The following is a 12,616-nucleotide window of genomic DNA, read 5'->3' as shown; positions in this document are numbered from 1 at the left end:
CCCGCGTGACGCAAGTCAGCAGGAAATGATGCAGCCGATGATGATGCTCGTGCTTCTCATGTCAGGCGATCTAGCAGCCGCGCCCGCCCGCGTCCAGCGTCTCGGACGATTGACAGCGACGCCCGCCCCCGGCCTTCTGGGCGACATGACAGTTTCGCACCGCATCACGCATATCACCGGCGGCGGCTCGGATGGCTGGGACCTGTTCCGCAAGGCCCGCCGCATGATCGCCCAAGGCCGCCCCGTCATCGAATTGACCATCGGCGAACACGACATTCGCACCGACCCGCGCATTCTCGACGCGATGGACCGCGCGGCGCGCGGCGGCCATACCGGCTATGCCGCCGTACCGGGCATCCCGGAGCTGCGCGCGGAGATCGCGGCGCGCGTTGCGGCGCAAAGCGGCGTCGAGACCGCGCCCGAAGAGGTGCTGGTGGTGCCCGGCGGGCAGGCCGGGCTGTTCATGGCGCATCACGCAACCTGCGAGACGGGCGACGGCGCGGTCTACATCGATCCCTATTATGCCACCTATCCCGGCACGATCCGCGGCGCCGGCGCCGTGGCCCTGCCGGTCGCGGCGCGGGCCGAAGACGGCTTCCTGCCGCGCGGCACCGATATCGACGCCGCGATCGACCGCTTTGACGGGCGCGTGGGGTCGGTGATGATCAACACCCCCAACAACCCGACCGGCGCGGTCTATGACCGGGCCACGTTGGAGGAGATCGCGGCGCTCTGCGCGCGGCGCGACATCTGGCTGATCTCTGACGAGGTCTACGAGGGTCAGGTCTGGCAGGGCGCGCATCTCAGCCCGCGCGCCCTGCCCGGCATGGCCGAACGGACGCTGGTGGTCGGCTCGATGTCGAAAGGACACGCGATGACCGGAAGCCGGGTCGGCTGGATCGTGGGGCCGCGCGCGGCGGTGGCCGCGCTCGAGGATCTCGCCACGCACATGACCTATGGCATCCCCGGCTTCGTGCAGGACGCGGCGTTGCACGCGCTGCGGTTGGGGCCGGGATTCGAAGCGGAGGTGGCCGCGCCGTTCCGGCGGCGGCGTGACATCGCGGCGCGGCTGCTCGCGGCGCAGGACGTGGTGCGCGCGGTGCCGATGCAGGGCGCGATGTACGCGTTTCTCGACATTCGCGCGACCGGGCTCGACGGCGAGGTCTTTGCCGATGCGCTGCTTGAAGAGAAGGGGATCGCGGTGATGCCCGGCGAAAGCTTCGGCCGGGCGGCGGCGGGACATGTGCGGGTCGCGCTCACCGTCGCGGATGACCGGCTGGAACGGGCGCTGGCCGAACTGCTGGCATTTGCCGCCAAGCTGGCACGAAAACGGGGGGCGATATCGCCCCCCGGCGCCGCCTAGGCGGCATTGTTCCGCTTCACGACCGGCCCGGTGTCGCCACCGGGCCGGTGCGCGATCAGAACTTGTAGGACACGCGCATCGCGGCGGTGGTCGCGTCGAGATCGACGTCGGTGTTGCCGAGCTCTTCGAACTCGTGCTGCAGCACTTCGCCGCCGACGACGATGTTCTCGGTGACCTTGTAGTCGAGGCCGGCACCGTAGACGTAGCCGTCGAACTGGTCGTCGCCGCCGATCTCTTCATCGGTGTAGGCGCTGGCATAACCGGCGGTCACGTAGGGCAGGAAGGCGCCAGCGTCGTAGCCGGCGCGCAGCTTGGCGCGGGCGACACCGTCGATCTCGTTGGCGTCGCTGTCGATCTCGGTGCCGACATAGTCGAGCTCGCCACCCAGGACGAAGCGACCGAAGTCGTAGTTGTAACCGACCTGTGCACCGTAGACGGCGCCGTCTTCGTCGAAGCTGTCATCGCTGGCTTCGGCCTGGCCGTAGCCGAGCTGTGCACCGACATAGGCACCGGTCCAGTCGGAGACGGGCGCGGCGGGGGCGACGGCGACCGGCGCGGCGGGGGCGACGGGGTCAGCGACGGGCTCGGCGAGACCACCGGCGAGAGCGGGGGCAGCGACAACGCCAAGGGCGAGGGCGAGAGTCGAAGTCGAGAATTTCATTGTAGCTCCTGTTCCTTCAATGTCCGGACACCCGAGTTGAGGGAGGGCGTGCCCGGAACGAACCACCGGGTTGCCCCGGTCTGTTCGCGCATCCAACACCTGACCGCTCAGAAGGTTCAATGCACTTGCAGAAAAACGCACAGGGCAGTCGCAGCAGACGAGCAGGAGCCTGCCGACGCGCTCGGCTTGGTTCCGCCGATCAGCCCGCGGCGCTGTCTCTCAAAATCCTCACCACCATTTCGGATGGCACATCGGACGTGACAAAGGCGCGCCCGATGCCGCGTGCCAGCACGAATCGCAGGCGGCCCTCGCGCACCTTCTTGTCATGCGCCATCAGCCCGAGCAGCGACTCGGCGGGGGGCAGGTCGCCGGGAATGTTGGTCAGGTCGGCCCGCAGGCCCATCTCGGCCAGATGCGCCCTGATCCGCGACGGCTCTTCTTGCGAGCACAGGCCGAGCCGGGCCGAGAGGTCGAAGGCCAGCGCGCAGCCGATCGCCACGCCCTCGCCGTGGCGCAGCCGGTCTGAATACCCCGTCGCCGCCTCCAGCGCGTGACAGAAGGTATGGCCGAGATTGAGCAGCGCCCGGTCGCCCTGCTCGGTTTCGTCGCGCATGACGATCTCCGCCTTCATCTCGCAGGAGCGGCGCACCGCCTCGCGCCGGGCCGCGGCATCGCCGTCGCGCAGGCGCGGGCCGTTGGTCTCCAGCCATTCGAAGAAGGCGGCATCGCCCAGAAGCCCGTATTTCATCACCTCGCCATAACCCGAGAGCAGCTCGCGCTCGGGCAGGCTGTCGAGCAGCGAGATGTCGGCCAGCACGATCGCGGGCTGGTGAAAGGCCCCGGCGAGGTTCTTGCCCTGCGCGGTGTTGATGCCGGTCTTGCCGCCGACCGAGCTGTCGACCTGCGCCAGGAGCGTGGTGGGGATCTGCGCGAAGCGGATGCCGCGCCGCGCGATGGCGGCGGCAAAGCCCGCGAGGTCGCCGATCACGCCGCCGCCGAAGGCGACCACCAGGTCGCCGCGCTCGACCTTTTCCTCGATCAGCCATTCGGTGGCGCGCGAAAGGCCTTCCCACGACTTGGTCGCCTCGCCCGGCGGCAGGGCGAGGCTGACCGAATCGATGCCTTCGACCGCGAGCCCGGCCTCGAGCGCCCCCAGATGCGCCGCCGCCACCGTTTCGTCGGTGATGATCGCCACGCGCTTGCGGTTCAGATGCGGCTTCAGCCAGCGCCCGGCCTGCGCCACGAGACCGGAGCCCACATGGATGCCATAGGCCCGGCCCGGCAGGTCGACCCGGACCTCGGCGGTTGCGGGGGACGCGGCGGTACTGGGGGAAACGGTCATTCGGAAATCTCCAGGATGTCGGGCCGCGCCGCGAGCGTTTCGATCACGCGGGCCGTCGTGGCCTCGATCGAATCGCCCGGGCGGGCGGTCAGGCGCAGCGGCGCCTCGGCATAGAGGGGGCGGCGCTCTTCGAGCAGCCGCGCCAAAGTGCCGCGCGGATCGGGGGTGCGCAGCAGCGGCCGGGTGGATTTGTGGCGCACCCGCTCCCACAGCAGGTCGAGATCGGCGTCGAGCCAGAATGCCGCGCCATGTTCGGCGATGACCGCGCGGTTGCGCGGCGCAAGAAAGGCGCCACCGCCGGTCGAGACCACGCGCGGCCCCGCCTCCAGCAGCCGGGCCAGCACCTCGCTTTCGCGGGCGCGGAAGAACGCCTCGCCATCGCGCGCGAAAATCTCTGCAATGGTGCACTTGGCGGCTTCTTCGATCGCCGCGTCGCTGTCGACGAAACCGCAGCCGAGCCGCGCGGACAGCGCTTTGCCGATCGCGGTCTTGCCCGACCCCATCATGCCCACCAGGACCACCGGGCGGCGCAACCGCGCCACGCAGCCCTGCCCTGTCTTCCGCGCTTTGCCGGCTCCCATCACGCCCCCATCACGCCACAGTCAACGCCCGTCAGGCGGGCGGTCGCAAATTCCTGCCCTGAATGACGTGATCTCGGCCGAAAGACCAGTTATGAATCGCTCGAAAGAGGCGGCGCACGGCCGCCCGAGGACCGGGGCAAGAGGACGAGCGGGATGTTGAGACGATTGATCTGGGCGCTGGTGAAGGCGGCGCTGATCCTCGTGGTGCTGGCGGCGCTGGGCCTGCTGGCCTATGCCTATGTGGGACCGATGCTGTTCCCGGCCGATTTCGCGGCCCCCGCCTCGGAGGTGGTGAAGCCCGTCACCCTCGAGATCGGGCAGTGAAACGCGCGGGCCTCGTCCTCGCGCTCGCGCTGGGCCAGCCCCTCGCGGCGCAGGAGGCCGGGACCGGCGGGGAGCCGCTTTCGGCCATCGACTGGCTGTCGCGCTCGGTGACGCCGGCGTCGCCCGCCGCTCCGCCCGCCACCGCCAAAGAACCGCCGGTGGCCGAAAGCGCCGCGGCGCCGCAGGTGTCCGTGAAACCGCTCGACGCGGGCTCACCGGATGCGGTGGGCCTGATCTCGCCCCGTCTTTCGGGCCTGCCGCGCGGGCTGTGGTCCTCCAGCGCGCAGGACACCTTGGCCGCGCTTATCGCGGCGCAGAAATTCGATACCCTGCCCGCCATCGAACAGCTCACGCGGCTGCTGATGGTGGCCGAGGCCGATCCGCCCGCCGATGCCGACGCGCAGGGGTCTCTGTTTCTTGCCCGGATCGACCGTTTGTTGCAGATGGGCGCACTGGAACCCGCGGCCGAGATGCTGATCGAGGCCGGGCCGGACGACCCCGAGCGGTTCCGCCGCTGGTTCGACACCGCGCTGCTCACCGGGGAGGAGACGCGCGCCTGCCACGCGATGCGCGACAAGCCGACCATCGCCCCCACCCTTCCCGCGCGGATCTTCTGCCTCGCACGGGGGGGCGACTGGCAGGCGGCGGCGCTGACGCTGAACTCGGCGCGCGCTCTGGGCGACGTGACCGACGCCGAAGACGCGATGCTGTCGCGCTTTCTCGACCCCGATCTCTACGAAGGCGAGCCGCCGCTCGAAACGCCCGAACCGCTGTCGCCGCTGGTCTACCGCCTGCTCGAAGCGGTGGGCGAGGCCAAGCCCGCCGCCGCCCTGCCGCGCGCCTTCAGCCATGCCAACCTGCGCCGGACCAAGGCATGGCGCGCCCAGATCGAGGCGGCGGAACGGCTGGCCCGGCACGGCGCGATCGAGCCCGCGCAGCTGTTCGGCATCTATACCGACCGGGTGCCCGCCGCCTCCGGTGGGCTGTGGGATCGCGCCAGCGCGGTGCAGAGCTTCGACACCGCGCTGCGCGCGGGCGATGCGGCCGCCGTCGCCGAAGCGCTGCCCGGCGTCTGGGAGGCAATGCGCGAGGTCCGCCTCGGCACGCCGTTCGCACAGCAATACGCGTCACAGATCGCCGAGATGTCACTCGGCGAGGACGTCGCCGGAATCGTCTTTGAAATCGGCCTGCTCGGCCCCGATTACGAGGCGGTGGCATTGAAGCACACGCCGCGCGATGCGCGCGACGCCCTGCTCGTGGCGCTGGCGCGCGGCATGCCGGACGACGCGCGCCCCAACAGCCCGCCCGAGGATCCGATCCCGCTGGCGCTCCTGCGTGGCTTCACCGACCAGGCGCCCTCCGAGACGCTGGCACGGATGATCGATGAGGGTCGCACCGGCGAGGTGATCCTGCGCGCCATCTCGCTGATCGACGAGGGCCGCGCGGGCGATACCGGCGCGCTGGCCGAAGGGCTCGCCACGCTGCGCGCGGTCGGGCTCGAGGATCCGGCCCGCCGGGCCGCCCTGCAACTCCTGCTTCTGGAATACCCTGCATGAGCGATCCCGCGGAATTGCCGATGTCGCACTGGATCTCGGCCTTTCTGGAGGCGCAGGCCGCCGAACTCGACGCCGCGCGCAACACGCTTTTGGCCTATGGGCGCGACCTGTCGGATTTCTCCGGCTGGCTCGCCTACCGCGATGCACATTTCGCCGGCGCGACGCAGCGGATGGTCGAGGATTACCTCGTCTCCTGCGAGGCCGAGGGCCTGTCGGCGGCAACACGGGCCCGGCGGCTCTCCTCGATCCGGCAGCTTTATCGTTTCGCCTTCGAGGAGGGCTGGCGCGAGGACAATCCGGCGATCCGACTCAAGGGGCCGGGCCGCAAGCGCCGCCTGCCCGGCACGCTGTCGCGCGAGGAGGTCGAGGCGCTGCTTCTGGCCGCGCGCGATCATCCGCGCGATCCGCTGCGCGCCACCTGCCTGATGGAGCTGCTCTATGCCACGGGGCTGCGGGTGTCCGAACTGGTGAGCCTGCCGGTGGCGGCGCTGCGCGGCGATCCCGAAATGGTGCTGGTGCGCGGCAAGGGCGGGCGCGAGCGGCTGGTGCCGCTGTCGCGGCCTGCGCGCGCCGCCGTCACGGCCTGGCTGGCGCGGCGCGATGCCGCCGAGACGGCCGCCACCGCCGCCGGTAAGCCCGGTTCGAAATTCCTGTTTCCGGCACGGGGCCGCGACGGCCATCTTACCCGGCAGAGCTTTTTCGTCATGGTCAAGGAGCTGGCCGTCGCCGCCGGCATCGCGCCCGATCAGGTCACGCCGCACGTTCTGCGCCACGCCTTCGCGAGCCATCTGCTCGCGGGTGGGGCCGATCTTCGGGCGATTCAGGCGCTTTTGGGCCATGCGGACCTGTCAACGACCGAGATCTACACCCATGTGCAGAGCGAGCGACTGAGCGCGCTCGTGCATGATCACCACCCGCTGGCCCGCCAGCGCCCGCGCGGCGAGGGTTGAACCCGAACGCCACCGGCCCATAACTCATGGCAAACAGCCAATTTCGCGAAGGACCCCATGGATACCGCCCTAGACGCCGCCTTCTGGATCACCAGCATCGCGATCCTCCTCCTGCTGGTGGCCTCGGCCTTTTTCTCGGGCTCGGAGACCGCGCTCACCGCCGCCTCGCGCGGCAAGCTGCGCGCCGCCGCCGATCGCGGCTCCAAGGGCGCGGCGCAGGCGCTCGACGTCACGGAGGACAACGAGCGGCTTATCGGCTCGGTGCTGCTTGGCAACAACGTGGTCAACATCCTTGCCACCTCGCTCGCGACCGCCCTTCTCACCCGCGTCTTCGGCGACAGCGGCGTCGCGGCGGCAACGCTGGTGATGACGCTTCTGGTGCTGATCTTCGCCGAGGTGCTGCCCAAGACATACGCCATCACCAATGCCGAGACGATGGCCAGCGCCGTGGCCCGGCCGATCGGCATCGTCGTGTTGATCTTCGCCCCCGTGGTCTCGGCGGTGCAGGTGCTGGTGCGGGCGCTGCTGCGCCTGTTTGGCGTGCGCACCGACCCCGACACCGCCATCCTCGCGGTGCGCGAGGAGATCGCGGGCGCGCTTTCGCTTGGCCACGAAGAAGGCGTGGTCGACCGCGAGGACCGCGACCGCATCCTCGGCGCGCTCGATCTGGGCGACCGCACGGTCGAGGAGGTGATGCTGCATCGCTCGAACATCGCGATGATCGACGCGGGCCTGCCCGCCACCGAGATCCTCGCCCTGTGTCTCGACAGCCCGCACACCCGGCTGCCGCTCTACCGCGACGAGCCCGAGAACATCGTCGGCATCCTGCACGCCAAGGACCTGTTGCGCGCGATGCACAAGATGATGGCCGACGGCGCGGTCGACACCGCCGAGCTGGAGAATTTCGACATCATGGATGTCGCGATGACCCCCTATTTCATCCCCGAGACGACGACGCTCGACGACCAGATGCGCCAGTTCCTGCGCCGCCACACGCATTTCGCGCTGGTGGTGGACGAATACGGCGCGCTGCGCGGGCTGATCACGCTCGAGGACATCCTCGAAGAGATCGTCGGCGAAATTTCCGACGAATTCGACGCAGAGCGCGAGGAGCCGATCGCGATGACCGAGGACGGCGCCTATGTGATCGACGGCTCCATGACGATCCGCGATCTCAACCGGCGGCAGGACTGGAACCTGCCCGACGAGGAGGCCAACACCATCGCGGGCCTCGTGATCCACGAGGCGCAGATGATCCCGACCGAAGGACAGGTGTTCAGCTTTCACGGATTCCGCTTCGAGGTGATCGCCAAGGAGGAGAACCGGCTCGCCACGCTGAAGATCCGGCCGCTCGAACCCGTCTGACCCCAAGCCAAAGGCCAGCCCGCGGGTGCGGGCTGGCCTGCTGCTTCGTCCTTCATGGCCAGCAAGGCTGGCGGCGCCGTGGCCTGTTTCAGGCCGCCCCGAGCCGCGGCTCGGGACGTTCCGGCCGCCTCAGGATCGACACCTTGCCTTGCGTCTCTTCGACCTCAAGCGTTTCGCGCTCGTGCGACAGCCGAAGCCAGCTGCCGTCATCGTCAAGATAGGTGGAGGCGCAGCGGGCGCGCAGAGGTGCCGCGCAGCAATCGCGCCAGGCCACCACCCGGTAACTCAATAAAACGGTTTCACCGCGCTGGGTCACGCTCTGGTCGTACAGCTCGACCGCCTCCCATTGCCGGGCCGGACACTTGCCGCTCAGCGCGGCGATACGATCCTTGCGAGCCTCGGGATAGGGAATGACCATGGCGGCGTCAGGGGCGAGCTGGCGCTCGTAGAAGTCGGCGCCGTCGAGCCAGTTCCGCTTCTCCAAAGCCCAGAGTTCCTCGACCTTCGAATGCATGCGGTTCCTCCCATGTTTGATTTTCGGCTCCCGTGTCAAAAACGTTACACGATTGTTTCCGTTCCGTCAGCAGAGCTGAACTCTGGGTTTTGTCTAAAATCGTACATTCCACCCATGGGTGCAGGCGCGCCGCGAAACCGTGCGAGGAGGACACAGGCGCTCGGATGAACCGTATTCCAATACTTTTCCGTCAATGCCACGGTAACCAATTCGTGGCATGATGGTGGGGTCGGGCATGTCGCCCGGCGTCCTCCCTGTCAGACTTGCCGCGCCTTCGGGCGCGGTCTTTTTTTGCTGGCCCTGCGGGAGGTTGACCGCTGATACCGGTTGACGTCGCGCCCGGCTTCTCGTAGCGTCCGGGCAATTAGTCGGCCAAGTCCGACAGGGAGAACAGGAAAAAGGGGTCGCCACGCGGCCCCTTTTTTCTGCGTCGGCGCTAAACTGCCGTTCCCACGCCTCTTTCCCGCCTGACAAGCCTCGGGGGCCCGTGTTAAGCCGCGTCCAAACACTGATAGAACGGGATCGCGACACATGCCGAACCGACTGACACTGCTGGCCAGCGTGGCGCTGCTGGCCCTTTCCACCCCGCTGGCCGCGCAGGACACCTCCACGCCCGAGGCCCCGCAAGCCCCCGCCGCGCCGGCCCAGACCGACGCCCCCGATGCACCGGAGCAGGCCGAAGCCCCCGCCGAACCGGACACCCCCGTCGCACCCGCTGCCGAAACCGGCGCGGAGACCGCGCAGGCCGATGCCCCCGCCTCCGAGCGTCCGGGCCAGCCCTATGTCGCGGAAACCCATGGCGACTGGTCGCTGCGCTGCATGCGCGTGGAAGAGGGCGAAACCGAGCCGTGCCAGCTTTACCAGCTGCTCGAGGACGGCGAAGGCAATGCCGTGGCCGAGGTCACCGTGCTGCCGCTTTCGGCGCAGGCGCAGGCCGCGGCAGGCGTGACGGTCACCGCGCCGCTTGGCACGCTTCTGACCGAGGCGCTGTCGATCTCGATCGATGGCGGCGAAGCCGCGCGCTACCCGTTCAGCTTCTGCAACGCCGCCGGCTGCGTGTCGCGCTTCGGGCTCTCCGAGCAGCAGCTCAGCGCCTTCAAGCGGGGCCGCGCGGGCATGCTGCGCATCGTGCCCGTCGCGGCCCCCGACCAGGAAGTGAATCTCGACATGTCGCTGTCGGGCTTCACCGCGGGCTTCGACGCGGTCAGCGCCAAGGCGCAGTAAGACACCGCCCCACACCACGCGAAGGGCGCGGCCTCGATCCCGAGGCCGCGCCCTTTCTGCATCGTCCCGCCCGGATCAGGCGGCGCGCAGCGCCAGCACCGCGTTGAGCCCGCCGAAGGCGAAGGCATTCGACAACACCGCCTCGACCCGCGCCTCGCGCGCCACGTTCGGCACCACGTCGAGCGCGCATTCCGGGTCCGGCTCCTCGTAACCGATGGTCGGCGCGATCACGCCGTCGCGCAGCGCCATGATGCAGGCCAGCAGCTCCACCGCGCCGGTGCCGCCGATCAGGTGGCCATGCATCGACTTGGTCGAGGAAATCATCAGCCGATCCGCCGCCGCGCCGAAGACATGCGCGACCGAGGCGCATTCGCTCTTGTCGTTGGCCGCGGTGCCGGTGCCGTGGGCGTTGATGTAGCCGACCTGCTCAGGGGTCAGCCCCGCGTCGCGCATCGCGCCGCGCATCGCCCGCTCGGCGCCCTGCGCCGAGGGCATCACGATATCGGCGGCGTCCGCCGTCATGCCGAAGCCCGCCACCTCGCACAGGATCTCGGCGCCGCGGGCGCGGGCGTTCTCGTACTCCTCGAACACGAAGACCGCTGCGCCTTCCCCCTGCACCATGCCGTTGCGGTTGGCGCTGAACGGGCGACAGGCGTCCTTGGACATCACCCTGAGACCCTCCCAGGCCTTCACCCCACCGAAACAGAGCATCGCCTCGGAGCCGCCGGTCAGCATGGCACGGCACATGCCCGAGCGGATCATCTGAAAGGCCAGCCCCATCGCATGGTTCGAGCTGGAGCAGGCCGTGGCGACGGTAAAGCTCGGGCCGCGCAGGTTGTACTCCATGCTGACATGGCTGGCGGCGGCGTTGTTCATCAGCTTCGGCACCACGAAGGGATGAACCCGGTTCTTCCCTTCCTCATAGACGGTGCGGTAATTCTCGTCCCACGTGTTGACCCCGCCACCGGCGGTGCCGAGCACGACGCCCGACATCTCGCTTTCCTCATCCGTGAACGAGATGCCCGACTGCGCCATCGCCTGCCGCGCGGCGAGCAGCGTGAACTGGGTGAAACGGTCGTAGAGCGCGATCTGCTGGCGGTTGAAATGGGCGTATTCGTCATAATCGCGGACCTGACCGCCGATCTGCACCGAGAGCCGCTCCACGTCGCGCAGGTTCAACGGGCCGATGCCGCAGCGCCCCTCGCGCATCGCGGCGAGGGTTGAAGCAACGTCGTGCCCGAGGCTGTTGATGGTGCCCGCGCCGGTGATGACGACGCGCCGGGCTCCGCCGCTCATGCGCCCGGTCATGCGCTGGCGTGCTGCTCTTGCACCAACCGCTCCACGGCATCGGCGATCGCCGCGACCGAGGAGATGTCGAAATCGCCCTGCTCGGGGGCGTTCGCGTTGAACGGCACCGAGATGTCGAAGGCCTCTTCGATGGCAAAGATGCTTTCGACGAGGCCGAGGCTGTCGATGCCGAGATCGGCCGGGCTTTGGCCGGGCGTCACGTCGCCCGGCTCGAGCATCGCCTGCTCGGCGATGATGGCAATCACCTTGTCGCGCACATCCATGTGGTCCGCGCCCCCTGCAACTGAATGATCCGAGACCGATCTAGTCGCTGCAACGCCGCATTGGAACCATGAATGGCCGTTTTCATCCCTTGCGGGAGGCCGCGAGGTCACGCATCAGCCGCGGCAGGCGGCGCAGCGCCTTGTAGCTTTCGACCTGGGTGTCGATCTTGGTCGCCGGGTAGCCCATCATCACCCGGCCCGCGGGCACGTTCGACAACACGATCGAACCGCCGGTAAGCACGACATCGGCGCCGATGGTGAGATTGTCCGACACCCCCACCTTGCCGCCGAGCACCGAGCGATCGCCGATCGTCACCGACCCGGCGAGGCCGACATGGCCGCACAGCAGGCAGTGATCGCCGATGACGCAGTTGTGGCCGACCTGCACGAGGTTGTCGATCTTGGTGCCATGGCCGATCCGCGTGGGCCGGATAGTGCCCGCATCGACCGTGGCGCAGGCGCCGATTTCCACGTCGTCGCCCAGGGACACGGCGCCGAGGCTGTGAATCCGGTGCCAGGTCGGGTCGCTGTCCTCGGACACCGTGCCCTGCCCCAGCTCGGCGCGCGCGGTTTCCACGTGGCTCGCATCCTCGGTGACGAAGGAAAACCCGTCGCCGCCGATCACCGCGTTGGGCTGCACGATCAGCCGGTCGCCCGCGACCACGCCCCGGCCCAGCCGCGCGCCCGAATGGATCAGCGCATCCACCCCGAGCCGCACGTTCGGCCCGATCGAGGCCTGCGCCATGATCTTTGCGTTTGCGCCGATCACCGCGCCCGCGCCGATCACCGCGAGCGGCCCGATGCTGACGCCCGCGCCGATCTCGGCCGACGGGTCGACCACGGCGGAGGGGTGGATGCCGGCTGCGGCCTCGGGGGTGTCCAGAAGCCGCGTCAGCCGCGCCATGGCGAGCCGCCCGCGCGGCGCGATCACCACGCCTTCGAGCCCCATCGCCCGCCAATCGGCCCCGGGCCAGACCAGCGCCGCCCTGGCCCGGCCCTGGCCCAGCGCATCGGCCCATTTCGGCGACATGGCGAGCGCGAGATCGCCCTCGCCCGCCATGCCCGGTTCGGCGGCACCGGTGACGCGCAGATTGCCGTCGCCCTGCAGCTCGGCCTCCAGCGCGGTGGCGATGTCGCTCAGCGTGTAATCCATGACGATCCCCTT

General features: G+C 69.1%; 13 protein-coding genes. 6 read left to right on the top strand and 7 right to left on the bottom strand.

All coding sequences use genetic code 11. The annotated features are described in order from the left end of the window. Positions 1–145 precede the first annotated feature (145 nt). Positions 146–1,363: a pyridoxal phosphate-dependent aminotransferase gene (locus LOKHON_RS08515; RefSeq protein WP_033315581.1), complete on the top strand. Its 1,218-nt coding sequence runs from the start codon at positions 146–148 to the stop codon at positions 1,361–1,363. A gap of 55 nt (positions 1,364–1,418) precedes the next feature. Here the strand turns inward: LOKHON_RS08515 and LOKHON_RS08510 are convergent, their stop codons facing one another. From LOKHON_RS08510 to LOKHON_RS08500, 3 genes are all read right to left on the bottom strand, one after another. Continuing rightward, positions 1,419–2,024: an outer membrane protein gene (locus LOKHON_RS08510; protein WP_017928782.1), complete on the bottom strand. Its 606-nt coding sequence runs from the start codon at positions 2,022–2,024 to the stop codon at positions 1,419–1,421. A gap of 199 nt (positions 2,025–2,223) precedes the next feature. Continuing rightward, the gene (gene aroB, locus LOKHON_RS08505; protein WP_017928783.1) at positions 2,224–3,366 is read right to left on the bottom strand and encodes a 3-dehydroquinate synthase; all 1,143 of its coding nucleotides are present in this window, start codon (positions 3,364–3,366) and stop codon (positions 2,224–2,226) included. Beyond that, on the bottom strand, positions 3,363–3,947 hold the full coding sequence (locus tag LOKHON_RS08500; RefSeq protein WP_081610595.1) for a shikimate kinase: 585 nt from the start codon (positions 3,945–3,947) through the stop codon (positions 3,363–3,365). The genes aroB and LOKHON_RS08500 overlap by 4 nt, the downstream gene beginning before the upstream one ends. Before the next feature lie 153 nt (positions 3,948–4,100). On the opposite strand from LOKHON_RS08500, the gene LOKHON_RS16130 reads away from it, so the two are divergent. From LOKHON_RS16130 to LOKHON_RS08485, 4 genes are read left to right on the top strand one after another with little or no spacing between them, the layout of a single operon-like run. Continuing rightward, positions 4,101–4,271: a hypothetical protein gene (locus LOKHON_RS16130; protein ID WP_162561774.1), complete on the top strand. Its 171-nt coding sequence runs from the start codon at positions 4,101–4,103 to the stop codon at positions 4,269–4,271. After that, positions 4,268–5,827 carry a hypothetical protein gene (locus LOKHON_RS08495; RefSeq protein ID WP_017928786.1) on the top strand — a complete coding sequence of 520 codons (1,560 nt, stop codon included), beginning with the start codon at positions 4,268–4,270 and terminating at the stop codon, positions 5,825–5,827. The genes LOKHON_RS16130 and LOKHON_RS08495 overlap by 4 nt, the downstream gene beginning before the upstream one ends. After that, positions 5,824–6,777, top strand: a complete 954-nt coding sequence (locus LOKHON_RS08490) for a site-specific tyrosine recombinase XerD (protein WP_017928787.1) — start codon at positions 5,824–5,826, stop codon at positions 6,775–6,777. Before LOKHON_RS08495 ends, LOKHON_RS08490 begins: the two co-directional genes overlap by 4 nt. 57 nt (positions 6,778–6,834) lie before the next feature. After that, positions 6,835–8,142: an HlyC/CorC family transporter gene (locus LOKHON_RS08485; protein ID WP_017928788.1), complete on the top strand. Its 1,308-nt coding sequence runs from the start codon at positions 6,835–6,837 to the stop codon at positions 8,140–8,142. 88 nt (positions 8,143–8,230) lie between these two features. Here LOKHON_RS08485 and LOKHON_RS08480 read toward each other — a convergent pair whose 3' ends face one another. Next, positions 8,231–8,656, bottom strand: a complete 426-nt coding sequence (locus LOKHON_RS08480; protein ID WP_017928789.1) for a hypothetical protein — start codon at positions 8,654–8,656, stop codon at positions 8,231–8,233. 531 nt (positions 8,657–9,187) lie between these two features. Here LOKHON_RS08480 and LOKHON_RS08475 point away from each other — a divergent pair. Beyond that, the gene (locus tag LOKHON_RS08475; protein ID WP_017928790.1) at positions 9,188–9,880 is read left to right on the top strand and encodes an invasion associated locus B family protein; all 693 of its coding nucleotides are present in this window, start codon (positions 9,188–9,190) and stop codon (positions 9,878–9,880) included. A gap of 75 nt (positions 9,881–9,955) precedes the next feature. Here the strand turns inward: LOKHON_RS08475 and LOKHON_RS08470 are convergent, their stop codons facing one another. The 3 genes from LOKHON_RS08470 to LOKHON_RS08460 all read right to left on the bottom strand — a co-directional run bounded on the left by LOKHON_RS08470 (position 9,956) and on the right by LOKHON_RS08460 (position 12,604). Then, positions 9,956–11,176, bottom strand: a complete 1,221-nt coding sequence (locus LOKHON_RS08470) for a beta-ketoacyl-[acyl-carrier-protein] synthase family protein (protein WP_017928791.1) — start codon at positions 11,174–11,176, stop codon at positions 9,956–9,958. Between the two features lie 8 nt (positions 11,177–11,184). After that, positions 11,185–11,451: an acyl carrier protein gene (locus LOKHON_RS08465; RefSeq protein ID WP_017928792.1), complete on the bottom strand. Its 267-nt coding sequence runs from the start codon at positions 11,449–11,451 to the stop codon at positions 11,185–11,187. 82 nt (positions 11,452–11,533) lie between these two features. Next, positions 11,534–12,604 carry a UDP-3-O-(3-hydroxymyristoyl)glucosamine N-acyltransferase gene (locus LOKHON_RS08460; RefSeq protein WP_017928793.1) on the bottom strand — a complete coding sequence of 357 codons (1,071 nt, stop codon included), beginning with the start codon at positions 12,602–12,604 and terminating at the stop codon, positions 11,534–11,536. Positions 12,605–12,616 lie beyond the last annotated feature (12 nt).

It is taken from the genome of Limimaricola hongkongensis DSM 17492 (assembly GCF_000600975.2).
Lineage (GTDB): Bacteria > Pseudomonadota > Alphaproteobacteria > Rhodobacterales > Rhodobacteraceae > Limimaricola > Limimaricola hongkongensis.
Note: the sequence above shows the minus strand (reverse complement) of the source record. Positions and strands in the feature narration are given on the sequence as shown.

Bases quoted from the DNA above. Each gene is read 5' to 3' on its own strand.
- LOKHON_RS08485 (WP_017928788.1), top strand. From the start codon at position 6,835: ATGGATACCGCCCTAGACGCCGCCTTCTGGATCACCAGCATCGCGATC.
- LOKHON_RS08460 (WP_017928793.1), bottom strand. From the start codon at position 12,604: ATGGATTACACGCTGAGCGACATCGCCACCGCGCTGGAGGCCGAGCTG.
- LOKHON_RS08465 (WP_017928792.1), bottom strand. From the start codon at position 11,451: ATGGATGTGCGCGACAAGGTGATTGCCATCATCGCCGAGCAGGCGATG.
- aroB (WP_017928783.1), bottom strand. From the start codon at position 3,366: ATGACCGTTTCCCCCAGTACCGCCGCGTCCCCCGCAACCGCCGAGGTC.
- LOKHON_RS08470 (WP_017928791.1), bottom strand. From the start codon at position 11,176: ATGAGCGGCGGAGCCCGGCGCGTCGTCATCACCGGCGCGGGCACCATC.
- LOKHON_RS08490 (WP_017928787.1), top strand. From the start codon at position 5,824: ATGAGCGATCCCGCGGAATTGCCGATGTCGCACTGGATCTCGGCCTTT.
- LOKHON_RS16130 (WP_162561774.1), top strand. From the start codon at position 4,101: ATGTTGAGACGATTGATCTGGGCGCTGGTGAAGGCGGCGCTGATCCTC.
- LOKHON_RS08480 (WP_017928789.1), bottom strand. From the start codon at position 8,656: ATGCATTCGAAGGTCGAGGAACTCTGGGCTTTGGAGAAGCGGAACTGG.
- LOKHON_RS08500 (WP_081610595.1), bottom strand. From the start codon at position 3,947: ATGGGAGCCGGCAAAGCGCGGAAGACAGGGCAGGGCTGCGTGGCGCGG.
- LOKHON_RS08510 (WP_017928782.1), bottom strand. From the start codon at position 2,024: ATGAAATTCTCGACTTCGACTCTCGCCCTCGCCCTTGGCGTTGTCGCT.
- LOKHON_RS08515 (WP_033315581.1), top strand. From the start codon at position 146: ATGACAGTTTCGCACCGCATCACGCATATCACCGGCGGCGGCTCGGAT.
- LOKHON_RS08475 (WP_017928790.1), top strand. From the start codon at position 9,188: ATGCCGAACCGACTGACACTGCTGGCCAGCGTGGCGCTGCTGGCCCTT.